The organism is Chryseobacterium gallinarum (assembly GCF_001021975.1).
GTDB lineage: Bacteria > Bacteroidota > Bacteroidia > Flavobacteriales > Weeksellaceae > Chryseobacterium > Chryseobacterium gallinarum.
In genome coordinates this window covers 4,382,358-4,406,950 of record NZ_CP009928.1, presented here as the reverse complement: position 1 = coordinate 4,406,950, position 24,593 = coordinate 4,382,358, and the positions used below count along the sequence as shown (strand labels likewise).

The 24,593-nt window shown below is 39.4% G+C and carries 25 protein-coding genes; 14 read left to right on the top strand and 11 right to left on the bottom strand.

The window, feature by feature from the left end:
• Positions 1-77: 77 nt before the first annotated feature.
• Genes OK18_RS19700 through uraH form a run of 3 tightly spaced genes read left to right on the top strand, consistent with a single transcriptional unit; the run spans position 78 to position 1,490 of the window.
• A complete protein-coding gene (locus OK18_RS19700) occupies positions 78-581 on the top strand; it encodes a GlcG/HbpS family heme-binding protein (RefSeq protein WP_053329119.1) in 504 nt (167 codons plus the stop codon).
• Positions 578-1,078 (top strand): GlcG/HbpS family heme-binding protein, encoded by a 501-nt coding sequence (locus OK18_RS19695; protein WP_053329118.1) that lies wholly within the window; start codon positions 578-580, stop codon positions 1,076-1,078. Before OK18_RS19700 ends, OK18_RS19695 begins: the two co-directional genes overlap by 4 nt.
• Before the next feature lies 1 nt (position 1,079).
• Positions 1,080-1,490, top strand: a complete 411-nt coding sequence (gene uraH, locus OK18_RS19690; protein WP_053329117.1) for a hydroxyisourate hydrolase — start codon at positions 1,080-1,082, stop codon at positions 1,488-1,490.
• A gap of 255 nt (positions 1,491-1,745) precedes the next feature.
• On the opposite strand, the gene OK18_RS19685 is transcribed toward uraH, so the two are convergent.
• The 3 genes from OK18_RS19685 to OK18_RS19675 form a co-directional block, all read right to left on the bottom strand.
• Positions 1,746-2,042 (bottom strand): helix-turn-helix domain-containing protein, encoded by a 297-nt coding sequence (locus OK18_RS19685; RefSeq protein ID WP_053329439.1) that lies wholly within the window; start codon positions 2,040-2,042, stop codon positions 1,746-1,748.
• Between the two features lie 2 nt (positions 2,043-2,044).
• Entirely contained in the window at positions 2,045-2,251 is a 207-nt protein-coding gene (locus OK18_RS21970; protein ID WP_228377736.1) for a helix-turn-helix domain-containing protein, read from the bottom strand.
• 324 nt (positions 2,252-2,575) lie between these two features.
• Complete coding sequence (locus tag OK18_RS19675) at positions 2,576-2,845, bottom strand: hypothetical protein (RefSeq protein ID WP_174441966.1); 270 nt, start codon at positions 2,843-2,845, stop codon at positions 2,576-2,578.
• An 80-nt stretch (positions 2,846-2,925) separates the two neighbouring features.
• Between OK18_RS19675 and OK18_RS19670 the strand changes: the two genes are divergently transcribed.
• The 7 genes from OK18_RS19670 to OK18_RS19640 all read left to right on the top strand — a co-directional run bounded on the left by OK18_RS19670 (position 2,926) and on the right by OK18_RS19640 (position 12,473).
• The gene (locus tag OK18_RS19670) at positions 2,926-4,116 is read left to right on the top strand and encodes a VapE domain-containing protein (RefSeq protein WP_053329114.1); all 1,191 of its coding nucleotides are present in this window, start codon (positions 2,926-2,928) and stop codon (positions 4,114-4,116) included.
• A 364-nt stretch (positions 4,117-4,480) separates the two neighbouring features.
• The gene (locus OK18_RS19665) at positions 4,481-5,425 is read left to right on the top strand and encodes a toprim domain-containing protein (RefSeq protein WP_053329113.1); all 945 of its coding nucleotides are present in this window, start codon (positions 4,481-4,483) and stop codon (positions 5,423-5,425) included.
• A 330-nt stretch (positions 5,426-5,755) separates the two neighbouring features.
• Positions 5,756-7,012, top strand: coding sequence for a MobV family relaxase (gene mobV / locus OK18_RS19660; RefSeq protein WP_053329112.1), 1,257 nt, complete (start codon positions 5,756-5,758; stop codon positions 7,010-7,012).
• Between the two features lie 213 nt (positions 7,013-7,225).
• Positions 7,226-8,650: an NADP-dependent phosphogluconate dehydrogenase gene (gndA, locus tag OK18_RS19655; protein WP_262486636.1), complete on the top strand. Its 1,425-nt coding sequence runs from the start codon at positions 7,226-7,228 to the stop codon at positions 8,648-8,650.
• 11 nt (positions 8,651-8,661) lie between these two features.
• Entirely contained in the window at positions 8,662-10,143 is a 1,482-nt protein-coding gene (gene zwf / locus OK18_RS19650) for a glucose-6-phosphate dehydrogenase (protein WP_050020481.1), read from the top strand.
• Between the two features lie 29 nt (positions 10,144-10,172).
• Positions 10,173-10,898, top strand: coding sequence for a 6-phosphogluconolactonase (pgl, locus tag OK18_RS19645; RefSeq protein WP_053329438.1), 726 nt, complete (start codon positions 10,173-10,175; stop codon positions 10,896-10,898).
• 930 nt (positions 10,899-11,828) lie between these two features.
• The gene (locus OK18_RS19640) at positions 11,829-12,473 is read left to right on the top strand and encodes a TetR/AcrR family transcriptional regulator (RefSeq protein WP_053329110.1); all 645 of its coding nucleotides are present in this window, start codon (positions 11,829-11,831) and stop codon (positions 12,471-12,473) included.
• Positions 12,474-12,531: 58 nt separating this feature from the next.
• Here OK18_RS19640 and OK18_RS19635 read toward each other — a convergent pair whose 3' ends face one another.
• On the bottom strand, positions 12,532-13,380 hold the full coding sequence (locus OK18_RS19635; protein WP_053329109.1) for a universal stress protein: 849 nt from the start codon (positions 13,378-13,380) through the stop codon (positions 12,532-12,534).
• Positions 13,381-13,392: 12 nt separating this feature from the next.
• Entirely contained in the window at positions 13,393-13,851 is a 459-nt protein-coding gene (locus tag OK18_RS19630; protein ID WP_053329108.1) for a MarR family winged helix-turn-helix transcriptional regulator, read from the bottom strand.
• A 242-nt stretch (positions 13,852-14,093) separates the two neighbouring features.
• On the opposite strand from OK18_RS19630, the gene OK18_RS19625 reads away from it, so the two are divergent.
• Positions 14,094-14,447 carry a DUF488 domain-containing protein gene (locus OK18_RS19625; RefSeq protein WP_050020434.1) on the top strand — a complete coding sequence of 118 codons (354 nt, stop codon included), beginning with the start codon at positions 14,094-14,096 and terminating at the stop codon, positions 14,445-14,447.
• Between the two features lie 30 nt (positions 14,448-14,477).
• Here the strand turns inward: OK18_RS19625 and OK18_RS19620 are convergent, their stop codons facing one another.
• The 4 genes from OK18_RS19620 to OK18_RS19605 form a co-directional block, all read right to left on the bottom strand.
• Complete coding sequence (locus OK18_RS19620) at positions 14,478-15,683, bottom strand: MFS transporter (RefSeq protein ID WP_050020482.1); 1,206 nt, start codon at positions 15,681-15,683, stop codon at positions 14,478-14,480.
• Positions 15,684-15,762: 79 nt separating this feature from the next.
• Positions 15,763-16,680 carry a helix-turn-helix domain-containing protein gene (locus tag OK18_RS19615; protein WP_050020435.1) on the bottom strand — a complete coding sequence of 306 codons (918 nt, stop codon included), beginning with the start codon at positions 16,678-16,680 and terminating at the stop codon, positions 15,763-15,765.
• Between the two features lie 77 nt (positions 16,681-16,757).
• Positions 16,758-17,264, bottom strand: coding sequence for a hypothetical protein (locus OK18_RS19610; RefSeq protein ID WP_053329107.1), 507 nt, complete (start codon positions 17,262-17,264; stop codon positions 16,758-16,760).
• Positions 17,265-17,584: 320 nt separating this feature from the next.
• The gene (locus tag OK18_RS19605; RefSeq protein ID WP_050020437.1) at positions 17,585-19,069 is read right to left on the bottom strand and encodes a M1 family aminopeptidase; all 1,485 of its coding nucleotides are present in this window, start codon (positions 19,067-19,069) and stop codon (positions 17,585-17,587) included.
• A gap of 239 nt (positions 19,070-19,308) precedes the next feature.
• Here OK18_RS19605 and OK18_RS19600 point away from each other — a divergent pair, with 239 nt between their 5' ends.
• The 3 genes from OK18_RS19600 (at position 19,309) to OK18_RS19590 (ending at position 22,535) form a co-directional block, all read left to right on the top strand.
• Complete coding sequence (locus OK18_RS19600; RefSeq protein ID WP_027381692.1) at positions 19,309-19,485, top strand: histone H1; 177 nt, start codon at positions 19,309-19,311, stop codon at positions 19,483-19,485.
• 174 nt (positions 19,486-19,659) lie between these two features.
• Positions 19,660-20,805 carry a hypothetical protein gene (locus tag OK18_RS19595; RefSeq protein WP_053329106.1) on the top strand — a complete coding sequence of 382 codons (1,146 nt, stop codon included), beginning with the start codon at positions 19,660-19,662 and terminating at the stop codon, positions 20,803-20,805.
• 158 nt (positions 20,806-20,963) lie between these two features.
• The gene (locus tag OK18_RS19590; protein ID WP_050020440.1) at positions 20,964-22,535 is read left to right on the top strand and encodes a M20/M25/M40 family metallo-hydrolase; all 1,572 of its coding nucleotides are present in this window, start codon (positions 20,964-20,966) and stop codon (positions 22,533-22,535) included.
• 96 nt (positions 22,536-22,631) lie between these two features.
• Here OK18_RS19590 and OK18_RS19585 read toward each other — a convergent pair whose 3' ends face one another.
• Positions 22,632-23,267: an HAD family hydrolase gene (locus OK18_RS19585; RefSeq protein ID WP_053329105.1), complete on the bottom strand. Its 636-nt coding sequence runs from the start codon at positions 23,265-23,267 to the stop codon at positions 22,632-22,634.
• 68 nt (positions 23,268-23,335) lie between these two features.
• Positions 23,336-24,592, bottom strand: a complete 1,257-nt coding sequence (locus tag OK18_RS19580) for a PDDEXK-like family protein (RefSeq protein WP_053329104.1) — start codon at positions 24,590-24,592, stop codon at positions 23,336-23,338.
• Position 24,593 lies beyond the last annotated feature (1 nt).

Genomic DNA, 24,593 nt, shown 5'->3' with positions numbered 1-24,593 from the left:
TGTCATCTTGGTAATATAATGCAAACGAGCATGTGTTATTTTAACAGAAGGCCATAAGCCATAAAAATCTTAACTTTATGAACAAGTTAACAAAACTAATTTTAGGAGTTCTCTTTGTGCTTTTTATAGGAGATTATCATCTGTCGGCACAATGCGTAAATAAATCTCTTGATTTAACACAAAATGGAGCCTTGAAATTGGCTGAGCAGGCGAAAGTGGAAGCGAAGAAGATGGGCAAAAATGTATCTGTAGCTGTAGTAAATTCTTCCGGAGCTACAATTCTACTTTTGAAGGGAGATAATGTCGGCGTTCATAATACCGAAGCATCTCGAAGGAAAGCATATACTTCAGTATCTACAAAATCTGCAAGTTGGGACTTAATGAAAAAGGTGTTATCGGATTCTTCTTCTGGAAATCTGGAATCAATGCCTGAATTGTTGCTTTTAGGAGGAGGTGTTCCTATATGGAAAGACGGCATATTGATCGGAGCCATTGGAGTTTCCGGAGCTGGTGGTGGTGAAAATGACCATAAGATCGCAAAAGAAGCAGTAGAGTATTTAGGATTTACTATTCAACCATGAGATTTTGTTTTATATTTATGTTGCTATTTCTGCATGTGGGAATGAAAGCACAGTCAAAACAGGTTTATGAACCAATTTTGACAGGAGATATGGCAATGAAGATTGCGCAAGCAGCCTTTGAAGAAGCTGAAAAAAACGGCTTTAAGATTTGCGTCACTATTGTAGACCGGTCGGGACAAGTCCTTTCGGTATTGAGACATCAGGACGCAGGCGTGCACACGTTGAGAGCCAGTTACAAAAAAGCTTTCACAGCCAATTCCCAGAAAAGAGAAACCTCAGAGATTCTTAAAGGGGTCAAAGAAGGTAAGATACCAGAGGATATTCGTTATCTGGATGAAAATATTTTAATTATGGATGGGGGTGTTCCTGTTTTTATTGATGGGAAGGTTGTAGGTGGAATAGGTGTCGGAGGCGCTCATGGTAGTGAAGATGTCCGCATTGCTAAAGTAGGTTTGGCTGTAATGGAAATAATAATTAACAACTTAAATAATAAATAAAATGAAACGATTCGTATTAATAATATCATTATTGTTGGGATTCTTTAGTTTTACATTTGCTCAGGATGTGAAGTTTCAATTATCCAGCCATATTTTAGATATTACTCAAGGTCGTCCTGCATCTGGAGTAAGTATTAGACTTTCGAAATTGAATGGAGATAAAGACTGGGTAATCATTGATGAAAAGATTACAGATAAAAATGGACGTATCAAAGATTTTTTGAAAGAGAATGGAACCGATCATAGAGGTATTTACAAGTTGACATATTTTACATTACCTTATTTCGAGCGGCTTAAACAGGCTAGTTTTTATCCTTTTATAGAAGTCGTTTTTGAAATAAAAGACGACAGCCATTACCATGTACCTATTACGCTTAGCCCATACGGATACTCAACATATAGGGGAAATTGATGATTTATCTATAGAACGGTAACCTCGCTAATGATGAGTTGCCTAAGTAGTGTTTTTATTTTTTGTCATGTATAAAAATATGGCGTTGTTAAATTCATATAGTTAGTTCATTGTTTAAAAAAAGAAGTTTTAGCTATCTTTATGATGATGTATGCTTCCGCATAATCTTTTATAACATACCCCCAAATGCCGTTTTTATGAAAAAGAAACTTGTAAATAACATGCCTTGCTAACATATACACAAACAGAGAGCTTCTAAAAAGATCTTTGCTTATAGTTTTCTTCCAAAAGCTTCTCCAAGTCGGAGAGCTTGTAGAGTATCTTCCCTGCGATTTGAGTGTAGGGAATAATGCCCTTGTCCCGATAGTCTTGCAAGGTGCGAGGACTGACGAAAAGGTGTTCGCACACTTCTCTCCCCGTGAGATAGATTTCTCCTCCGAACAGCGGACGATGCGTTTGGGCAATCTCCCGAATACGTTTGCTTACTTCTTGAATGCCCGAAATGAGTTGTTTCATTTCGGGCGTTTCTTTATTTATGATTTCGTGTTCCATAGTCATTGTATTTTTCGGTTCGACTTTTCGAAGAGTGCTTCCACATCCTCACGTTTGTAGTAGCACTTATGCCCGATTTGAATGAAGGGCAATACGGAAGTATCCCGATAATGCTGGAGCGTTCGCTTGCTGATGTTGAGTATTCGGCACACGTCCCCATTGTGCAACAAGTCGGGGACTTCGGGCTTTGTCCCGAAATGTTCTCTCATGCAAAGAGCCAGTTCTTCGATGCTCTTTTTCAGTTCCTCCCAAGCGGAGGAGTCGATGGCTGTAAATCTCATATCAATATCGTTTTAATTGTTGTTATTTTCTCTTTTCGGTGCAAATGTATGCAGCCGAAATCCTTGTTCTCTGACCTGATGAGATCAAAGGAAATCGCAGGAACTTGCAGGCAAATGTATAAGTAAAACCTATCTGTTTTTAGAAGGGATTCCCTGCCATTTCTCTCTGTTCCCCCGAATTCCTTCCGAGGGAAAAAATCCTGTTTCGATGCGAAAATAACGAACCAGCATATACTGTTTACCCCATTCCTGTTAAGTGGATACTTTCGGCGTCGAAATGGTATGAAGTGGCTCTGTTAGAGAGAATCTTCCTACCTGTCTTTTTAGGCTTTTCCTTCTGCTTTCATCGAAAAGGCAAAGGCATGCATCTGCATGCAATCCGATACAGCCATTCGGGTAGCGTTTCCCGTTCTTCCATTTGTCGTTTTCTGATTTTTGAGTAGAAAATATGAGGTATCCTTTCCTTTTGCCGAAGAAATATGCAGCACCTCGATGCAACAACGCCACAAGGCTTGGCTTCACCTGTTCGCCTCTCTAACTTAGTTTCAGCATCCTGTTTCGGATGAAAGTTCAAAATCAAGCAAATAAAAGAGATACGAACAATGAAAAAAGAAGAGAAGGACAACCTCTCCAAGAACGCCCAAATAGAAGAGTTCCTTTCGGCTCGGTATGAGTTTCGGTACAACACCGTGTTACACCGAGCGGAGTACCGTCCACGAGGAACGGACGATTACACAGCCATAGACCGCTACCGTATCAATACCCTCAAACGAGCTTTAGATAAGGAAGCCGATGTACAGACCTCGCCCGAGAACCTGTACAGCATCATCGAAAGCGATTTCTCCCCACGTGTTAATCCTGTACAAACCTATTTCCAAGCGTTACCGCTGACGAAAGGGAATGCGGAAACTATCACCGCCCTTCCCGACTGCGTGAGCGTAACCAACCCCGAGAAATGGAGGGAATACCTCACCAAGTGGTTAGTGGCAGTGGTCGCCAATGCGATGGACGACAAGCAATGCCGTAACCATACCTGCCTTGTACTGACAGGCGATCAGGGTAAGTTCAAGACCACGTTCCTTGATTTGCTCTGTCCTCCGTCTCTCTCCGATTACCGCTATACGGGGAAGATATACCCACAGGAGAAGGACGTGCTGAGCCTTATCGGTCAAAACCTCATCATCAACATTGACGACCAACTCAAAGCCCTTAACAAACGGGACGAGAATGAACTGAAGAACCTCATTACCTGTCCGCAGGTGAAGTACCGTATGCCCTACGAGAAGCATATCGAGGAGCGACCCCACTTGGCAAGTTTCGTGGCTTCGGTCAATGGCAACGACTTCCTCACCGACCCGACAGGGAGCAGACGCTTCCTGCCCTTTGAAGTATTGGCAATAGAGATAGACCGAGCCAAGAGCATTCCGATGGATGCCGTTTACAGCGAAGCCAAGACACGGTTGAATGAAGGGTTTCGCTATTGGTTCAATGATGAAGAGATTATTGAATTGCATAGAAACAGCGAAGCCTTCCAAGTCTATACGACAGAGATGGAACTGTTGCTCCGCTATTTTACTTTTCCCACGGAAGCAGAGAAAGCCACCAAGCGTTTCTATATGACCAATTCGGAGATAGTGGGGTATCTCTCCTGCTATACCCGACAATCCCTCTCCACCAAACGGATGGGTGAAGCCTTACGAAAGGCCGGTTATACAAGGGAGTGCCACAGGGTAAACGGCAATCCCGTATATGTCTATGCCGTCCGTAAGATTTACCCCGAGCAACCGCCATAGCACCCTGTTGTTGCCAACCTCTTTGTAATACTCCTTTCTCTTTTCTTTCCTATTCTCCTTACTACGTTACTACAACTAAGGATAATACGGTGAAAGAGAAAGGATTGCAGGAGGTGTCCATCTTGCGACACAGCTTACTACCATCTTTCTACGCTTCTACGGCAGAATGAAAGAGGATAGGTGTAGACAGGAGATGTAGAAGGATGAAACCGACCAAAGTGTTATATCTTTCTCTTTCACTGTCAATCACTTATCCGAGTGTCGAAGGGTAGTAAGATAAAAAGGGGAAAATTCCAAAAAGAGAAAACAGAGCGAACAATGAGATAACGAACAAATGAATAATCCCAATCCAACGATAACAGTAATGAACAACGAATACTACGACCTACAACACATCAAGGCGATACCGATAGCCGACTACCTGCACGCCTGTGGTATTGAGCCTGCCAAGCGTTACAACGGCTATGCCCTTTATCACGCGCCCTACCGAAAAGACGCCAATGCCAGCCTGAAAGTGGACTTTCGGCAAAACTTGTGGCACGACTATGGGACAAGCCAAGGTGGAAGCATCATCGACCTTGTGATGCAGATGCAAGGAAGCAGTGCCTACGAAGCAATGGCACATCTTACCGAAGGAAAAGCGATAACCCTCGCTTCTTCTTCCTTTCATCGTGAAACTCACACAGAACAGATAAGAGGTGAACAGCGACCAAGTAATGTAAGGCGTATTCTCTTCATCAGCGAAGAACTGCCCCAGTATCTGCAAAACTATCTTCGAGAGGTACGCAGGATAAACCTTGCCGTGGCAAGTTCTTATCTCCGTCATATTCACTACGAGGTAGGAGGAAGAGAATATTCCACTATTGGTTTCCCCAATCGTGCAGGAGGATATGAACTCCGAGACGACAAGACATTCAAGGGCACAATAGATCCAAAGGATATTTCTCTGATTGCAGGAGAAGCGAACAATGCTCCTCACTGCATCTTTGAGGGCTTTATGGACTTCCTTTCCCTTCTCACGATGAAAGGGAAAGAAGCCATTTCGCCTTCCATCGTTCTGAACTCCGTGAGTAATATCCATAGAGCCGTTGCCTATCTCCACGAGAAAGGTCTCGATTCCGTTCAAGCTTTCTTCGATAACGACCAAGCTGGACGACAAGCCCTACATTCTTTACAATCGGCAGGTATCAACGTGGAGGATATGAGCCGACACTATTCCCGATACAAAGACCTCAATGAGTACCACGTTGCCCAAAGAACAGAGCTAAAGCAGGTGATACCACCTCGCACACGAGGGCTTGGACGATAAGGCAAAAGAGAGCAAACAACATTATTCCATCATCAGGTATTCAAAGATGCAGGAAATAAAATGTATGCGAATAAACGGCTTTGTTTCGATAGCTACGGCAGTTCCTCAGAACAGCAAGTTTGCAGAGCCAAACTTAGAAACAAAGCGTTCAGGCATTCACAGAATGCAACGCAACAAGAAAGAAGTACGAGCGGGGCGGAGCGGACATTTCGAGAAATGCCATAGCTCATTAGGGTATTTTCTTCACGCTGCACTCCGTTATCGCTAAAAATACCCTCCTGAGCCAAGGGACTTCGCCCCTTTGGATACCCCTAAATCAATCTTCAAACAATGGGCTACGCCGTATTACATATAGACAAGGCGAGAAGCAACGACTCGGGAAATACCGCTCATATAGCGCGGACATATACCCCGAGTAACGTCGATCCTTCTCGCACACACCTGAACAGGGAATTGGTGCAATTCCCTGCAAATGTGACCAACCGTAGCGAAGCGATAGAGCATCGCATCGCCACAGCCGGTATCTACCGAAAGGTAGCAAAGAACCAAGTCAAAGCCCTGCGCTTTATTCTGTCGAGTTCTCCTGAGGACATGGCTCGTATAGAGCAGGAAGGACGCCTGTACGAGTGGTGTGATGAATCGATGGATTGGCTTCGCTCCACTTTCGGGGCGGACAACGTGGTCGCTGCCACACTCCACGCAGATGAGGAAACGCCCCATATTCACGCCACGGTTGTTCCGATTGTCACGGGTGAAAGGAGGAAAGCCAAAGAGGAAGCCGAGAATGGGAAGCGGAAGTACAAGACGAAGAAGAACAAGGTACGGCTTTGTGCCGATGATGTGCTTACGCCCAAGAAGCTGGAGCAGTATCAGACGGACTATGCCAAGCGAGTGCAGCGTTTCGGATTGGAACGGGGCGTACACGGCTCGGAAGCCAAGCACCGCACCACGATGGAGTATTACAAGGAAATTCTCAAATCTACGAAAGAGAAGGAAGCTCAAAAGGCGGAACTCACAGCCAAGATAAAGGAGCTGGAGAAGCAGGCAGGCAAGCTTCGAATGAAAGGAACACTATATTCTATCTTTGGCAACTCCGAACTCGACAAGGCAGAGAAGCGCATTGCAGACTTGGAGCAGGAAGCCGAACGGCAACAGCATCTTTCGGAAAAGGAGAAGAATGAAATCCGAAAGGAGGTGGTACTCTTGCAGGACACGGTCAAGGGAAGAGACAGAGCCATTGCCGAATTGAAAGAGACCGTGCAGATTTACGAGGAAGAGCGGAATTGGATAAAACGCTTCTTCAGTGGTTTCTACCAGCTTTTGAATATCCGTCTGATGCTCCGAAAGATGGGTTTCTCTGACGACAGGATAGCGGAGATGTATCGCACGGAGACGCCCCAGCGAGGTACGGCTAAAGCCTATTCGGGATTATACAAGAGAGAGTTTACGGAAGAGGACAGCGAAATCCGTATCATCAAGGATGAGAAGAAACGACCTCTCCTCACCATCAACGGGCTTTCCATTACCGATTGGTGCGAGCAGAAATGGAAACAGCTAATCAATCGCAACCGCTCGCATCGGTTGTAAATGCTTTTTTCTTTCATTGACAAGAAGAAAAACAAGAAAAGACGCTCACTTTCCCTCGCAAATATGTACCTTTGCAAGTGAAATAGTGAGCGTTCTTTGGCTATTCAAAACAATGTACCTCAATGCACTCCGCTCATTTCTAAATCGTTACCTATATATCTACGCCAAAAAGGTAACGCTCTATTATCCAACGAGATAGCTCGCTGACGAAAAATCCGGCCGGAGAAATACAACTATGGAATGATTGGCCTTGGAGTAATGGGGCGGAATCTTCTTTATAATATTGCCGATAACGGTTTTTCAGTGGCGGGCTTTGACCTTGATGAAGAAAAAATAAAAGAATTACAAAACAATGCCGGTCCGGCGATGAAGATAAAAGGTACAGGATCTTTGGAAGACTTTGTATCTGCATTGGAAACCCCCAGGAAAATCATTCTTATGGTTCCCGCCGGGAAACCAGTAGATGCAGTATTGAATAATATCTGTCCTCTCCTTACTAAAGGTGACATTGTTGTAGACGCAGGGAATTCTTATTTTGAAGATACCAATAGACGTATCGCTGATTTAGCCTCAAAAAATTTGCATTTTATGGGAATGGGGGTTTCCGGAGGTGAAAAAGGAGCCAGAACAGGTCCAAGCATTATGCCGGGTGGAGATCTGGAGGCTTTCCGTCTTCTAAAGCCGATGTTGGAAGCAATTGCTGCAAAGGTAGATAATGAGCCCTGTACGGCGTATATGGGAAAAGGCTCTGCCGGAAACTATGTGAAGATGGTACACAACGGAATTGAATATGCCATTATGCAGCTCATCAGCGAAGCATATGACCTGCTAAAGAAAGGAGCCCGTCTGAATAATGACCAGCTGTACGAAGTTTTTAAAGAATGGAATAATGGGGAAATGAATTCTTTCCTGATTGAAATTACCAGGGATATTTTCCGGCAGAAAGATTCACTTACCGACAATTACCTTGTAGATCAGATTTTAGACAAGGCAGGAGCAAAAGGAACCGGAAAATGGACTTCTGAGCAGGCAATGGAAATAGGTGTTTCAATCCCGACTATTGATATTGCCGTCACTTCCAGAATCTTATCTGCCTATAAGGAAGAAAGAATTCAGGCCGCTCAATTGTATGGTAAAAAAGAGGTGACAAGTCCGGAAGATATCGATTCATTTATCCGCGAAGTAGGGGAAGCCCTGTATTTGGCTACCCTGATCAGTTATGCGCAAGGTCTGGCGTTACTGGTAAAAGCGTCTGAAGAATATGCTTTTGAAATCCCATTACAGGATGTCGTGAAAATCTGGAGGGGCGGCTGTATTATCCGTTCAGTTGTACTGGAGAAATTCTATGCAGCATATACCAAAGATCCGCAATTGTCTAATATTTTACTGGATCATGATATTTCAGACCTTGTAAAAGATAAAATAAATGCATTACGTAAAATTGCTGCTTTTGCTGTTTCAAACGGAATACCAGGCTTAGGCCTTCAAACCGCTTTAGGATATTTTGATGCCTATACAACAGAATCCCTGCCGGTCAATCTGATTCAGGCTCAGCGTGATTACTTTGGCGCTCATACTTACCAGCGAACCGACAGAGAGGGAACTTTTCATACCCTATGGCAAAACACAAATCATTAAAACCCGGAGCAATGAACGAACACAGAAGCCTGAAACCTACCAGTATCATTATTTTTGGTGCTACAGGAGATCTGGCAAAAAGGAAACTTTTTCCGGCATTTTATAATTTATACATCGATGGCAGAATGCCGGAACAGTTCACCATTATTGCCCTGGGAAGAGCAGATAATACTGATGAACATTTTAAAAATTATATCAAGGAAAACCTCGAACAATTTTCGAGAAGAAAAATGAAGCCCGAAGACTGGGAAGGATTCCAGACCCATATCGTATATTTCCAGCACCAGCTGGACCAGGAAAACTCTTACCAGGAACTGTATCATAAATTACAGGATTTTGATACAGCATACGGAGTAAGAGCTAACAGGTTATTCTATCTCTCAATAGGGCCTGATTTTATTACAACAATTTCGAATCATATCAAAAAGACGGCATTGGCTTCCGATGCCGGAAAAGACCGTATCATTATCGAGAAGCCTTTTGGTCGCAATAAGCAGTCTGCTATTGAACTTAATCACCTCCTGTCGCAGACATTTGAAGAAGAACAGATTTATCGTATCGACCATTACCTGGGTAAAGAAACAGTACAAAATATATTGGCATTCAGATTCGGGAATTCCATTTTTGAACCTTTATGGGATCATAAACATATAGAATCGATACAGATCACGGTAGCAGAAGAAGTAGGCGTTGAAACAAGAGGTGCTTTTTACGAACAGACAGGAGCATTAAGGGATATGATTCAAAATCATTTGTTGCAGATTTTATGTATGGTCGCCATGGAACCGCCGGCATCATTGAAAGCGGGCGAAATCAGGGACCGTAAAGTAGATGTGCTGAGGTCAATCCGGAGGATTACGGCTGATCAGGTAGAGCATTATGCCGTAAGAGGTCAATATGGAAAAGGTATAATCAATGGAGTAGAAGTTAAAGGATACCGCCAGGAAAACGGCATTGCCGAAGATTCGAATACGGAGACTTTCGCAGCGGTAAAATTCTACCTGGATAACAAAAGATGGCAGAATGTTCCTTTTTATGTACGGACAGGAAAGAAAATGAAGGAAAAACACTCTTACATTACCATCCAGTTCAAGCCGCTTCCTCATTCTACTTTTTCAGACAGTCCACACCTTTTATCAGCGAACAGGCTTATTATCAATATTCAGCCGCTGATGGATATCCGGCTACAGTTTATGACAAAAAAGCCGGGACTGTCATTGGTCCTGGAACCTGTAGAAATGATTTTTGATTATTTTGCTTGTCAGGAAGATACCCCTGAAGCCTATGAAACCTTATTGCTGGATGCTCTTTTGGGTGATCTTACCTTATTTATGCGTTCTGACCAGGTAGAAGAAGCATGGGATGTAGTTACTACCATACAGGAAGCCTGGCAGAATAATAAAGATATTTCCTTCCCCAATTATGAAGCCGGAAGCTGGGGACCAGAAGAAAGCAATGCTTTGGTGGAAAGACAAGGCCATAAGTGGGTGTAAACAGGAAAAATAAAATCAGAAGAAAAAAAATGGATATTATCGTATTTGAGGATTTAGATATTTTATATAGAAAAGCAGCGGATACCTTCGCTGATCTTTCAAAAAAAGCAATTCAGGAAAAAGACCGCTTTGTAGTGGCATTAAGTGGAGGCTCTTCACCGAAAGCTATTTTTAGTTTACTGGCCACTCAGGAATATGCCGCAAAAATAGAATGGAGTAAAGTGTATTTTTTTTGGGTAGATGAACGATGGGTGCCTTTGGATGATGAGAAAAGCAATGCAAAAATGACTTTCGGAACCCTTCTCAATCAAGTGCCTGTCAATAAGGAACATATCTTCCCCATGTATCAGGAGGGTGTTGTTCCGGAGGAATATGCAGAAGCATATGAAAAGCAGATCAGAACTGTCCTCGGAAATGAGGGTGTCTTCGATTTTATCCTTTTAGGAATGGGAGATGATGGTCACACTGCTTCTTTATTCCCGGGTGAAAACGTGTTGAATGAACAAGAAAAATGGGTGGTGGCTTATTATCTTAAACCCCAGGAAATGTACAGGATTACTCTGACTGCCCCATTAATTAATAAAGCGGAAAATATCCTGGTTGTTACTTTCGGGGAATCTAAAAAACATGCATTGGACGAAGTGCTGAATGGGGAATATAATCCGGAACTGTATCCTTTGCAACTTATTGAAAAGAAAAAAGGCCTTCAGTTTTTCACTGATGAAAAAGCCGGAGGAAGAATAGTGACTAAATAATAATGCAGCCATCATAAAAACTGAGAAATAAAGCGGAAGAGCATCACAGGTACATTTAACTGGTCCGAAGTCTTATAAGGCTTTGTAAGTGAGCTGTCTGATCTACATAAGCTAATCCCGATAAATAAAAAACAACACCGTTAGATTCTAGCGGTGTTGTTGGTAAGTAACGCTTAACTTAATCACTTAATGTCCGAACTAACATGGTAAGCTGACTCAATTGAATGGCCGGTTATTTCACTTACCTCATGGTTTGTTTATGTAGAATGGTTCTTAGTTTTTGCGAATATACAAAAATAAGACACTACAAAGTGTTTAATATGATGAAAAATAAATATTTTTTTTTCATCTGATGATGATCATGGAAAGAAACCCAGTAACAGAAGCCATCCGCACAACATCTACAGGATAAATTTTTTTTTTACCGATCAGGAATTATCCATTATCAGGTTTTTAATTACAGAATATTTTATTTTTTAATAAAAACAGCATCACTAAAATATAATGATGCTGTGCTTTCAGTGTTTTTACCTTAGCTGTTAATGTTCAGATTGATTTTACAATCAGCAAGAACATTATTAAAAACGAGAGGATCATTCAGAATGAGTTAACCTTTATACCGCTTGTTAGGATGAGTAAGCTTGGGCTTCTGAGTGATCCTGCTCGAAATTCTGGTGTGGTGATTGCTTATCTTTAAGGTAAAAGTCATTACTTTGGAATCAAGCCGGAAACTTATTTTCCTTGGATCTGACCGTTGTTTTATCCTTAAACAAGCATAATGCAACCGGAATCGTCATAATTTTTTATGATCATATATAGTGTTTGCATATTTGAAATGGTTATTAGTTTTTGCAAATATACAAAATAAGACACTATGTGGTGTTTAAAATAATAAAATTTTTCATAAACTTGTATAATGAATCTTTAATTATGGAAAGAAAATCAGCAGCAGGCAGTATCCGTAACAAGGAACGCAGTAAAAAAAAATTTTTAGATGCAGTTGGAGAAATTCTGAAAACGAAAGGTTATGCCGCATTAAAGATAAATGATATTGCGGCTACAGCCGGAGTAGATAAAAAAATGATCTATACATATTTTGGTGGAATGGATGGCCTGATGGATGAATATATTCGTTCACAGGATTATTGGAGCAAAATGACACCGGGAGATACAGCCCCGAATTTTGATGACCATGGAAGAGCCTTTGCTAAAGAATTATTATTGGCACAATATGATTATGTACATAAAAATAAAGAGGCACAAAAACTGTTATTATGGCGCTTGTCCGAGCCCAGAAAATCATTAAAAAAAATGACCGATACGCAGGAAGAAAACGGAGAAGCGCTTTTTAAATTTGTAGCAGATCCTTTTTTTGGTGAGCGTGCAAAGGAATACCGGGCGATTATGTCGATTTTAGTTTCCGGATTATATTACCTGAACATGTATGCCTCTTTAAACGGCAGCATCTTTTGTGGTATTGATCTCAATACTCCTGAAGGACGTGATACAGTAAAGAAAGCAATTTCTTTTTTAGTTGATCAGACTTATGATAATCTGAATACTAAACAAGAGTAAGAAGGCCATTTATAACGCGGCCTCTTAATTTCAACTGCCGGATATTTGAGAATGAGCGCTATTTCAAAACCAGAACAGGCAGATTCGTGTTTTGATAGATTCCTTCGGAAATGCTTCTGCTGGCCAAATAATATAAAAAACTGTGCCTGCCCGGCAAAGCGATAATAAGATCGGTTGCATGGGAAGAGGCAAAGTTCAGAATTCCGCTGATAATATTTTCATCATAAGAATAATGGATACTGCTTGGAAATTCAGTCAGATGCTGATGAATATAGTCTTCGAGTTCCTGCTTTTTCTCATCACTTGTATCATCTCCTTTATGAGTGTCTATATTTAAAAACTGTAAACGGACATCCTCCCTCTGAATGACAGATTTGTGATGGAATAACCTTTCAAGCTTGGTAATTCCCTTTATATCACAAGGGATGAGTATATTTTTGATAGGACTGTAGCGGTAATGATGAGGAACAATCAAGGTTTTTACACTGCTCGTTCTTGCAATACTGATAATATTACCGGAAACATAGCTGTCATTGGAAGAAGCATGGTCATCACTTCCCAGAACAATCAGTTCTATGGAGGGCTGGTTCTTTATTACTTCATTAATGCTTCTTGTTAGTGACCAGTCGCTTAAAATCTTTGAAACCTGTATCTGGGGATACTTTTCCGTTATAACATTGATTAGCTGGGTAAACAATGATTCTGTTCTTGCCAGCAAATTGTTGACATTTTCTTCATTCACAAATGAATGGCCTTCAGCAATATGCAGAATTTCGAATTCAGATTCTCCGGCAGTTTTTAACAGGATAATATGCTGGTAATCGTAATGATTGGCCCATTCTGCTGCAAGTTGTACTGCATTTTCTGTAGTTGATGTAAAATCAACAGGGACAAGGATTGTTCTCATACTATAAAAATTTTAATCCTGATTTTCGAGATTGGAAGTCATTCTTTTTATCAAAAGCAGGGCATTGTTGATCTCATTTTCACTGATTTCACCGGCAGCCTTTTTATATAGCTCCAATGCCCATGGATATACAGTTTCTATAATCTCTTTCCCTTTTGAAGTAAGAAAGACCTGTTTATTCCTCCTGTCATTTTTATCTTCGGTCCGTTCTACCAGACCCCGCTTCACAAGGCTGTTGATAAGATAGGTGATACTGGATTTATCCTTACTTACCTTATTACTGATTTCCTGCTGGTTAATCCCGTTATCCCGGGATAAAATTCCCAGGACCTCAATCAGCTCAAAAGAAAGATCCGGATCATATTCATTAATTCTGGTCTGGATTTTCTGCCGCAAACGGCTTTTCATCTCACTCATTGCAAGACCCAACTCTAAAGCCACTACTGAAATGGTATTTCCTTCTCCAGGCATATTGCTAATATAAAACCGTTAAAATCTGAATCCGGTTCTAACAAATATACGGAAAATTAGTTTAAATTAAAACTAATTAAGTGTTGAGGTTCTTAAAAAAAGTGTGTCCTCTGTACAGATCAGAAAATATTGATCAGTTTGGATAAGTAAGGTTCAGTTTTGCTACAGGAACAATATTTGCTGCTTTACTCAAACAGTGAAGAGATACGGTAAGAATGCTATTTTAATTTAAAAAGAATCCTATGTCTGCAATTGTATTGAAACGTGTATATGAAACTCCTTTACCTACAGATGGGTACCGTGTCTTGGTAGACCGCCTCTGGCCGCGGGGACTTTCTAAAGAACATGCAGAAATTGATGAATGGAACAAAGACCTGGCTCCTTCTTCCGAACTCAGGAAGTGGTTTCACCATGACCCTGAATTATGGAAAGAGTTTTCTGAAAAATACTGGCAAGAGCTTCAAAAGAATGATTTCGGGAAGAAATTTCTGGAACATCACAAAGATCAGGAAAAAATAACACTCGTATATGCTGCAAAAGACCAGGAGCATTGTCATCCGGTTATTCTGAAAGAATACCTGGAAAGTTTACAATAGAGATACAGGTATGCAATAAAAAAGCAGAGATTAATTCCCTGCTTTTTCTTTTTGTACGGCCCGATGCATAATGAGGATGATCCCCAGAAGGAAAAGCGCAATGATCAGGTATCGCCATGCCAGACCTGTTTGTTCTGTGACGGTTCCTGTGACGGAGATAATAAAACTGCTGACAGAGGTGATTACATAAACCAGGCCTCCCATCAGTCCACCGGCTGTTCCTGCATTTTTAGGAAAATACAGCATACTTGTTGTGAAAAAAGAGGTAAACAGGATTCCTGAACAAATATGAATAAAAAAAGCAAAAGGAATCATGATGAAAAGACTTTGTGCAAAATTGCTGATAATAATTAATGCAGCAATTAAAGCAAGCTGTAACAAAATGGGCAGCAGGATTCTGGGTTTGAAGTCCAATGCAAGCCTGCGTTTTCCTATAAACCCGCCAATCATCCATGAGAACCCTAAGATAAGAGTACAATACCCGATAACAACAGGCGTAAAATGAAAGGTGTTTTCAATAATAAACGGTCCGGTGATATTGAACAGCATTACAATAGAATAACTTAACCCTAAAATAAATATACCTAACATAAAGATTCTGTTTTTCAGCATCATTTTATACAGGCTGATATTTTCAGAAAGGTTAAGCTTTTTCTTTTCAGGAAGGCTTTCCCCACTGAAAAACCATTCAAATAAAAATAAAAATCCGGCATAAAAAGCAAGGAAGTAAAAGTTGGCATGCCAGTTAAAAAGTTTCTCAAGGTATCCTCCGAGGAAAGGAGCCAGAATAGGACCACAAGACCATACGATCGTAAAGTAGCTCAGGTAATGCTTTACCTTTTCAGCATCATAAATATCTACAAAAATGGCACGGGTGGCTACTACCAGTACGGAAACCGCTGCTCCCTGAAGTATACGCAGCAGGCAGATTATTGCTATGCTGTTTGTCATGGTAATCAGGATACTGCTTATGACCAAAAGAAATAAGGCAAGTAGTTTGGGTCGGTATCTTCCGATACTGTCCAGGATTCCTCCTACAAACAACTGGGAAATTCCATAGCTCAGCAGGTAAGAGGTTAAGGTGATCTGGATGTCTTTTTCCGAAACCATCATTTCTTTGGCCATAGAAGGAAAGGATGGCAAATAAATATCAGTGACAAACCCCGAAAGAGGGATAGACACAAAGGCCATAATGGTTATTAATCTGATGCGTTGTTCAGATGCTGCTCTCAACATATTCTTCATTTTTACCATGCAAAAATAGGTCAAGAAATGCTAAATTCAATTTTAAAAGACAAAGTAAAAATTACAAAAATCAAATATTAGAATGATTTTTAAACTTTAAAGGAGAAGTTTGTGCATGTTTTTTAAAAAAATTATTAAAATGAGAAGGTTGTTCAAAGCCTAAAGTATAGCCAACCTCGGCAATATCCCAATTGGTATATTTCAGCAGGTTTTTAGATTCTTCAAACATTCTTTCCTTAATAATCTGCGTTGTGGTCAGGTTGGTGACGGATTTTACCGAAGAATTTAAATGATTGACATGTACGTTAAGGTGTGCGGCAAAATCAGCAGGAGTTCTCAATACCAGAGGATAAGCCGGAGAATCTAAAGGAAACTGCTTATTGAGCAGTTCATCGAATAATCTGTACAGCCGGACATTAGCAGGGAGCTCATCAGGATGAATATCTTCCACCCGGTTTTCCAGGCCGAGGTGCAGGACGGATGCCAGGTGGCTTTTAATGCTGCTGCAACGGAACGGATAAGTTGAATTATTGAGCTTATACATTTGCTCAAAATATAGAGTGGCAAGCTGGGTTTGTTCTTCCGTCAGAAATACAACCGGCTTGCTCCATTCTTTGAAAAGGGAAGTTTTTTTAAACAGATTGAATTCCGGATTTCCATGAAAAAACTCCTGATTGAATAAGCAGAAGTAGCCTTCCTGTTCCCCGTCACATTCCCACGAATAAGGAATATTGGGAGAAGGGAAAAACAGGGTAGGGCGGTCTATATAGATCTGGTGGGAACCATATTGGAAGGTGCCTTTTCCTAGGATAAAGCTTACTTTATAATAATCACGACGGTTGTAGGGACTTTTAAAACTGCAATACTTCCGCATTGAAATATTGAAATGGGACTTTCCCGTTTCAAAATCATCGGAATCAAATACCTTTACCTGATTCTTACGGATGCGGTTATAATAATCTTCAATGGTTTCCAGTTGATCACTCATGAGATAAAAATTATAAAAATCAAAGATACGGAATATAATTTTTATTGCATGAAACAGATTGGTTTTCTCATGGCCATTTAAATTTCCATTTTTAAAATGCAGGAAGGAAGACTGAAAGGTCCGGTTTGTGCAGTATCAATTTGGGTAAAGCCGTTTTCCTTTAAAAATTCCAGGAGAGGATCATGAGCCAGCATATTGATCCAGATCTCATCTGTAAAGCTTACTGCTGCCCTGCACTTTTTCCATAACGATTGCCTGATTTCCGGGGTATTAAAATCGGGAATAATCACAAAACTAATCTCTGTAGCTCTTTTTCCTGCAACAATGCCCGGATATACAGAGCCGCTTTTGATCAAGCTGTATCCTGCGGGCTGCTGATCAGCGTAGGTCATGACCAGCTGGTTGGAAAGATTGTTCAGTTCATTGATCATCTTTCTCGGATCTATTTCGTTATTGATATATTGCCTGATATCTTCTTCAGAGACAAAATCCTTATGCAGGGCATACACTGAAGAATCGATGATGGTGATAAGATCAGAGATTCCTTCTTCAGAACCGATCATAAATTTTGAAATGATTTCCATTCTTTTTTTCTGCAAAATTATGACATTAATTCATGCAGAAAGGATACAGATGGTTAAGAATTTCGGAATCAGCTTCTTTTAGTACAGCCGTTCCCGGAGACCTTTTAATTCCGCAAAAATTAATCTTAAGAACAATGCGGAAGTAATCCGTGAAAACATTTTCCTTTACAGGTAAATATGATCATCATTTCCGGGTTGTTTTTGCAGAAAGAATTACTCCGGAAAGTATTCATCTGTTAGAATAAACAGGAAAAAAACTATGGATTTATATAGGATGAAAAATATGATGAAAGAGTTCTGATAAAATATAGAATCCTTCATTATTCAATCAGGTACTTCTCATTTTTACTGTGATCAATTTCCAGCTGTGGAACTCCATCAGTAACCCGGAAAGCAAAACCTTCTATCCATTTTTCTTTAGGAAGATCAATATCTTCACCGTTGAGAATATGTTTCTGAAAGAAATAAGAGATGTCCTGATCCAGGTACTTTTGAACAAACTCAATAAAAAGCTCGTCTGTAAACTTTATTTTCTTCTCTTTACAGGTTTTCAGCAAATCTCGCATCAAATCATCTAAAGATTTTTTATAGCGGGTTTTCAGTATGATTTGATTATCAAGCCAAAGGGCAAAAATAGCGCCTCGTCTGTAAGGGATTTTTTCTACATTTCTGCTTTTCCAGAAATCATCCTTTATTTTATAATTAGGAATATTTCTCTCAGGATTCTTCCAATGGGCCTTAAGGATTTCATGATTAAACAATTTTTGCCACTCATCCATTGAGAGGTCCTTTATTCTTAACCTGTTTTTGTAGGTATAATAATCAGTAAAGCCTTCACTGAACCAATAATTCAGTTCTTCATGTTTGTTTTGAATCGTATTTCCGATCCACTCATGCATTAACTCATGATGAAAGAGATACAGATAAGAATCCTTGTCATTGAAAGGATTATTGGTTCCTTGGATTATAAATGCATTTTTAATAGCGGAACCTGTAGTGCTGTAACCTTTATATAAACTGTCTTTTTGTGAAACAGTGGGAGTCATGATAACAGTAAAATAATCCTGATCATAGTCTTTCCAGAAATCCCTTTGAGAATGTATGGCCTTCTTCAGGTTAGAAAACAGGAAATCATCGGTGAAACCGTTACTCCATTCATCTCTCAAAGCAAAATAGACAGGCTTATCATGTATTGTAAAAGAATAAAACCTGTAATCACCACCAATAAATAAAGAATTATAAAAGCCGCTCCAAAGAGCAGTCTTAATTTTCTGTTGTTGAACTTGAGATGCAAAATTATTATGGAGTGTGAATTTTTTTGGGAAAGCTATCCATTCAATAACGAATTGAAATTCCTGCTCATCCGGCATCTCTGTAAAAGAGACCGGAACCATAAAAAGATTCTTACCTAAAACATGAAAGAAAGTGTTGTTGATTCTCGGTCGGTTAAAGATTTTATAGCTGGGATCAGTAAAATCCTGCTTAATATGATACACCAGAGAAAAGTGAGTTCCTTTTTTCTGACGGATCTTTATTTTGTTGTCTTTAGGTTTACTCTCAAATATAATATCAGGATTGTCCTCCTTTAACAAAACAAGGTTTTTAAAAAGCTCATTCTCGCCCCAGTTTTCATTTGCATAATAGAAAGATAATGTATCTGATGCTTTTTTTAATGTATAATCTACCCGCACTTTTAAACCATTTTTTGAAAGGTCTTCATCATAATATACTTTATAGCTGATTTTATTTTGAGAATAAGCAATAAGCGGAAGTATAAATATCAGGAAAATTAATTTTTTGAACATGGATTAAGTCGTTTTCCCAAATTTAACACAAAAATCTATAGCTGAGATTCCGTTTTGAAGTAGAAAAGATAAAACCGTCAGTACAGGTTATCCATACAATAGCAATTAATACATCGATAAAAATCGGTTCAAGGATAGAAATATGCTAAAATTTCAGTCATTTTGCCCAAACTTTTTTCTTTGCTACTAGGCTGGAATTACCATAAAACCTATATTTGCAGCCTAAATTTTTAAATATAATGAAAGAACTAATTGAAAAAATCAACGCAGAATTTGAAGCGTTCACTACTGAGGCAAACCAACAAGCGGAAAAAGGGAACAAAGCAGCAGGAACAAGAGCTCGTAAAGCAGCTTTGGAACTAAGCAAACTGTTCAAGGATTTCAGAAAAGTTTCTGTAGAAGAATCTAAGAAGTAATTCACCTTTAGCCGGCTTTTGGAGCCGGTTTTTTTGTGCATTGAATTGAGGTCCTTTATACTGAATCCAAAATTAGCGTTAAATAGTATTAAATTATTTTAAAAATTTATCTTTCTTTATACTTCTGGTATATATTTGCGCTGTTTATTTTAAAAACTAATAATACCAATAACCATGAAGTTCTTTTATTTTTTATTTATTTTCTTTTTTTATGCTGTTTCTGCACAGAAAATAAGAATTGTAGATGCCGAAAACGGAAACCCGGTTTCAAATGCCAGGATCATACTCCGGGATCAGATCATTTATTCCAATGAAGATGGTTTTGCACCTCTTGGCCAGGATGCAGGAGATTTTGAAGTTTCAGCCTCAGGATTTCAAACAGAAAAAGTTCCGGTTTTCATTGCGGAGATCAAGCTTAAACCTATTTATAAAAATATTGATGAAATTAAGATCATCAATGTGGATATCAGAAAAATCTTTGATGATGTAAGCAAGAACTACGATAAACGTTACTACAGTGGACCTTCCCTTTACGATATCGTTTATAAAGAAAAAAATCTTGATAATGATAAGCTGTTTTTTCTGGTAATTGCAGAAGCCAAATTATGGAGTAAAAGTAATCGCTATAATTTTAAAGATGGTATCCGCAAGAATTATGATGATATCCTTCAGATGCAGCTCAATAATGTAAAATATTTTAAAAATGATAAATCCGGTACTGTGCTTTCAGGAAGAACAGATGAATTTTCTCACGAACAACTGGGCAATTTTTTCTTGAATTATGAGCTTTACAGAATGCAGCAGCACCTGAAAATGAAAGAGTGTAAATACTCAGGAAGGCTGCTCTTTGAAGAAGGAGATGAGCAGGTGATTGCCTTTAAGATTCAATCCGGGAACGGTGCGCAGATGGAAGGGGAATTTAAATATAACAAGGCGGATAAGGTGATTACTTATTTTGAAAATCATTATTTCCAGAGCGATTATCCTACCATGAAAAAAACGGGAACAGATGGCCGGGAATTTATGTATAAGTTGGGTGATGGCATCCTTATCTTTGACTTCTACAAGAAAGACGGAGTATATGTTCCTGCACTTACCAGACTTGAAGGAGATAAATTTACCATTTTCTACAAGGATGAAACCCATGTCAGAAAGTTCAGCCGTGAAATCATCTATAACACTTTTAACAAAACTGATAAAGGACTCGATCCGAAAGTGAATTTTAAAGTGAGCATCTGGGAAAATGTACCTGTGAAAGAAGAAAAAACAGAAACAATATTACTTTCTGCGGAAGAACAGGCATTTGTTAATCAAAAATAATTTTTCCTCAGAGATATACGGTGAACTTCACAAAGGGATTGATAATTTAATTTATAAATGAGGAAAGTGTTCAGAATATCCTTCTGTACGTACTTTTTTATGTCTGATTTTTCATTATCTCCTTAAATTCTTTTATCTTTAAGCAATCAATATATATTATGAGGTTAAATAGATTTTTTGCAGTGCCTGCAATAATGCTGGCTGCCCAGTTTTCATGGGCTCAGGTAAAGGTAGACCCGAATGAGAGGCTTGATCCTATCGTAAAAAGTTTTGTAGATGAAGTAAACAACAATTCACAGTTGGAAAAAATGGCTTACGAGCTGCTGGACGGGATAGGTCCCCGGCTTGTAGGAACCCCTGAAATGTTGGCCGCCAACGAATGGAGTGCGGCTAAACTCCGCTCCTGGGGAGTAGATGCCCATCTTCAGCAGTTTGGAACATGGAAAGGATGGCAAAGAGGAACTACCCATGTAGATATGGTGTATCCAAGGGTAAAATCATTAGCTGCAACGCAGCTTGCCTGGAGTCCGTCAACTAAAAAAGCGGTAGAAGCAGAGGTAATCATTCTTCCTAAGGTTTCTACTAAAGCGGAGTTTGATAAGTGGCTTCCTTCTGTAAAAGGAAAAATAGTGCTGATGGCACAATACCAGAAAATCGGACGTTCTGATGAGCAGATCAAGGAATTTGCAACCCCTGAACTCTACGAAAAACTGAAAGCAGAAAAAGAACAGGCAGCTAAAGATTTCAGTTCCTATATCAAGAATATCGGCTATGATAATAACACCCTTCCTGAAGCTTTAGAAAAATCCGGAGCTGCAGGAATTGCTATTTCAAACTGGACAGGAATTATGGGAGCCAACAGGATTTTCGGAGCCAAAACAACCAAGATTCCGATGATTGATATCGATGTTGAAGACTATGGAATGCTTTACAGAATGGCTGAGAACGGGGCACAGCCCAAAATTAAAATTGATGCACAGTCTAAAGTTCTTCCGGAGGCTAAAAGCTTCAACACCATTGGGATGATCAAAGGGAAAGAGAAGCCGGAGGAATACGTCATCCTTTCTGCTCACCTTGATTCATGGGATGGAGCACAAGGAGCTACAGATAACGGAACCGGAACAATTACCATGCTTGAAGCCATGAGAATCCTGAAAAAATATTATCCCAATAATAAAAGAACAATTGTTATCGGGCTTTGGGGAAGCGAAGAGCAGGGACTAAACGGCTCCAGAGGATTTGTAGCAGATAATCCTCAGATCATAAAAGGGGTACAGGCCGCTTTCAACCAGGATAACGGGACGGGTCGTGTCGTAAACATAAGCGGCCAGGGATTTGTAAAAGCATATGATTATATAGGAAGATGGCTGGACGGGGTTCCGAAGGCGGTAAGAAGTCATATCAAAACAGATTTCCCCGGAATGCCTGGCGGTGGAGGTTCTGACCATGCCTCATTTGTAGCGGCTGGAGTACCGGGAATTTCTTTAGGTTCTTTGAACTGGGGATATTTCGGCTATACATGGCATACTACAAAAGATACCTATGATAAAATTGTTTTCGACGAGGTAAAAAACAATGTGGTTTTGACTGCAGCATTGGCTTATATGGCTTCTGAAGATCCGGAATTTGCCAATAGAGAGAAAAGAGTAATGCCTCAGGATGATAAAGGGGAAACAATAAAATGGCCGGAAGCTAAAGAGCCGAGAAGAAGCTCAAAAGATTATAAATAACAATTAAATAGTAATGATTCATGTCCGCGGCTGCTTCTGAACAGAAGCAGCCGCGGTCACTTTAAGTATATTTTACAGTAAAAATCCGTGTTACAATTAAACGTGAAGCTTAATTTCTGAAAACTGTGAGATAAAAGGCTGGTAATCTGCAGTATTTAATTGTCCGAAACCATAGCTGCAGAATATAAACGGCAGATTATTATAGAGAGCGGAAGTATAATCCGTTTGAGTATCACCTATATATACCGAGTTTTCAGGGTTCATATCATTCCTTTCCATGATCAGCCTGATATTTTCCGATTTCGGTTTTCCGGTCCGGCCATGAGACTCAAAGTCTTTGAATAAAGGGTTAAACTTATAATAGTCTAAAAAGGCTTCAATATATCCATCCTGGCAATTGCTGACAATAAAAAGATTATGGGTACCGGCAAGAAGCTGAAGCGTTTCTCCGACTCCGGGGTAGAGAACACCACCGTGTTGACGCAATGCGATATTTTCATATCCCGAAACTTCAGTAAGAATACGCTCTGTCTGCTGATCGGAAATACCGGGAACAATATCCCTGATAATATCTTCTGTAAGAAGTCCCATATACTGATTCAGATCTTCGGGTCTCATCTCTTCCCGTAGCAGGTTATGTTTAGCTAAAACATTATTCCATATTTTGATGATGGTCGCTCTTGAATCCCATAAGGTTCCGTCCAGATCGAAAATTAAATTCTTGTAATTCAATATATTTTTGTTTAGGTGTTATGTTCTTGTTTGTAATATTTAATAATAGGCTCACTTTTTTAAGGAAGCTAGAATTGAGTTTCTTTTATTTTTCTTGATGATGAAAGAATAGTGATTAGTGTTTTCTCATGACGGTTGATGTACTCCATTGTTTTATCTGTAATAACCCGGATAAGCTCTGGTAATTTAAATGGGTTATCATGCAAAAACTGAAGAAAATCAATATCAGAAAAATCAATATTATAAGATTCAAAATTTCCGATGCTCTCTATACCTCTCCACCATCCACTGATTTTCATATCGGGAAAATATTCTTTAAAGAGTATCTGATAACTATTGTAAAAATCCAGTATTCCAATGAACAGGTCATTTTGATTATTGCTATAGCCACTGAAAGATTCCATTCCGAAGCAGATAATTTGTTTATCATCTTCCCTGTAATCTTTTAAACTAAACCAAATGTGTGAGTTCTTTTCTTCTGCTCTGTTATGGTTTTCAAAGAAATAGTATCTGTCTTCATATATTTTTTCCAGCTCTTTTTTTAGCCCGTCTCTGATTTTATTAAGAATGATAGCTTTTGCAGAATGAAAATTATCTGAGATTTCCTTGGCGCTTTTTAAATCGCTTAATAATAAACTTTTTATTTCATCACTCATATCATTATTGATGGTCTGGTTGGTTAACTTTTTTACCAAATATAAATATTGCTTAATGGTTTCTCTCAAGACAGGTTGATTAACAACCTGCTGGTGGCATTCTTCAAGCCAGTTTTTAATATGACTTTTATAAGTTATCAAATAAAAATCTTTATTGACTTCTAATTGTCCCTTACTTTTACCGGAGGGTTCATTCCCATAAAGGTTCAAATACAGCAGTACTGCCTGTTTGTAATGATTTTTATATCTTTCAAGTTGAGATACCTGATCAACGGCATAAATTTTATTTTCAATGATGATTGTATTGTTACCATCTTCAATAATAATATCTATATATCCACCTGTTTTTCTCTCAGGATCTATACTCCCAAGGTATTTTTCAATCGTTACTTTAGCATTTTCAAAATTAAATTGATGGATGGGCTTTAAGCATTCTATCTCCTTAAAAAACAATTTTAGAAAGACAGAACCCTGTCCATGAGAGCCTCTAGGATTTAATAATTCACCAATCATTGCAGAATGGGTATATCTTTCATTGGTTTCCATACTCATGATTGAAAAAATGTTGAAATTTTCTCCACGGATTTGAGCTATATCATGGTATTTTTTTGAAATTACAGATACCTTTTCCAATAAACCTTTTATTTGTGATAACTGTATATTACTCATA

Excerpts from the sequence above, each read along its gene's own strand:
- OK18_RS19625 (WP_050020434.1), top strand. The coding sequence starts at position 14,094 with ATGTCTGCAATTGTATTGAAACGTGTATATGAAACTCCTTTACCTACA.
- OK18_RS19595 (WP_053329106.1), top strand. The coding sequence starts at position 19,660 with ATGAAGTTCTTTTATTTTTTATTTATTTTCTTTTTTTATGCTGTTTCT.
- OK18_RS19670 (WP_053329114.1), top strand. The coding sequence starts at position 2,926 with ATGAAAAAAGAAGAGAAGGACAACCTCTCCAAGAACGCCCAAATAGAA.
- OK18_RS19635 (WP_053329109.1), bottom strand. The coding sequence starts at position 13,380 with ATGAGAACAATCCTTGTCCCTGTTGATTTTACATCAACTACAGAAAAT.
- OK18_RS19630 (WP_053329108.1), bottom strand. The coding sequence starts at position 13,851 with ATGCCTGGAGAAGGAAATACCATTTCAGTAGTGGCTTTAGAGTTGGGT.
- OK18_RS19700 (WP_053329119.1), top strand. The coding sequence starts at position 78 with ATGAACAAGTTAACAAAACTAATTTTAGGAGTTCTCTTTGTGCTTTTT.
- OK18_RS19580 (WP_053329104.1), bottom strand. The coding sequence starts at position 24,592 with ATGAGTAATATACAGTTATCACAAATAAAAGGTTTATTGGAAAAGGTA.
- pgl (WP_053329438.1), top strand. The coding sequence starts at position 10,173 with ATGGATATTATCGTATTTGAGGATTTAGATATTTTATATAGAAAAGCA.
- uraH (WP_053329117.1), top strand. The coding sequence starts at position 1,080 with ATGAAACGATTCGTATTAATAATATCATTATTGTTGGGATTCTTTAGT.
- zwf (WP_050020481.1), top strand. The coding sequence starts at position 8,662 with ATGAACGAACACAGAAGCCTGAAACCTACCAGTATCATTATTTTTGGT.
- OK18_RS19590 (WP_050020440.1), top strand. The coding sequence starts at position 20,964 with ATGAGGTTAAATAGATTTTTTGCAGTGCCTGCAATAATGCTGGCTGCC.
- OK18_RS19640 (WP_053329110.1), top strand. The coding sequence starts at position 11,829 with ATGGAAAGAAAATCAGCAGCAGGCAGTATCCGTAACAAGGAACGCAGT.
- OK18_RS19600 (WP_027381692.1), top strand. The coding sequence starts at position 19,309 with ATGAAAGAACTAATTGAAAAAATCAACGCAGAATTTGAAGCGTTCACT.
- OK18_RS21970 (WP_228377736.1), bottom strand. The coding sequence starts at position 2,251 with ATGAGAGAACATTTCGGGACAAAGCCCGAAGTCCCCGACTTGTTGCAC.
- OK18_RS19665 (WP_053329113.1), top strand. The coding sequence starts at position 4,481 with ATGAACAACGAATACTACGACCTACAACACATCAAGGCGATACCGATA.
- OK18_RS19685 (WP_053329439.1), bottom strand. The coding sequence starts at position 2,042 with ATGGAACACGAAATCATAAATAAAGAAACGCCCGAAATGAAACAACTC.
- OK18_RS19695 (WP_053329118.1), top strand. The coding sequence starts at position 578 with ATGAGATTTTGTTTTATATTTATGTTGCTATTTCTGCATGTGGGAATG.
- OK18_RS19605 (WP_050020437.1), bottom strand. The coding sequence starts at position 19,069 with ATGTTCAAAAAATTAATTTTCCTGATATTTATACTTCCGCTTATTGCT.
- OK18_RS19610 (WP_053329107.1), bottom strand. The coding sequence starts at position 17,264 with ATGGAAATCATTTCAAAATTTATGATCGGTTCTGAAGAAGGAATCTCT.
- mobV (WP_053329112.1), top strand. The coding sequence starts at position 5,756 with ATGGGCTACGCCGTATTACATATAGACAAGGCGAGAAGCAACGACTCG.
- OK18_RS19615 (WP_050020435.1), bottom strand. The coding sequence starts at position 16,680 with ATGAGTGATCAACTGGAAACCATTGAAGATTATTATAACCGCATCCGT.
- OK18_RS19620 (WP_050020482.1), bottom strand. The coding sequence starts at position 15,683 with ATGTTGAGAGCAGCATCTGAACAACGCATCAGATTAATAACCATTATG.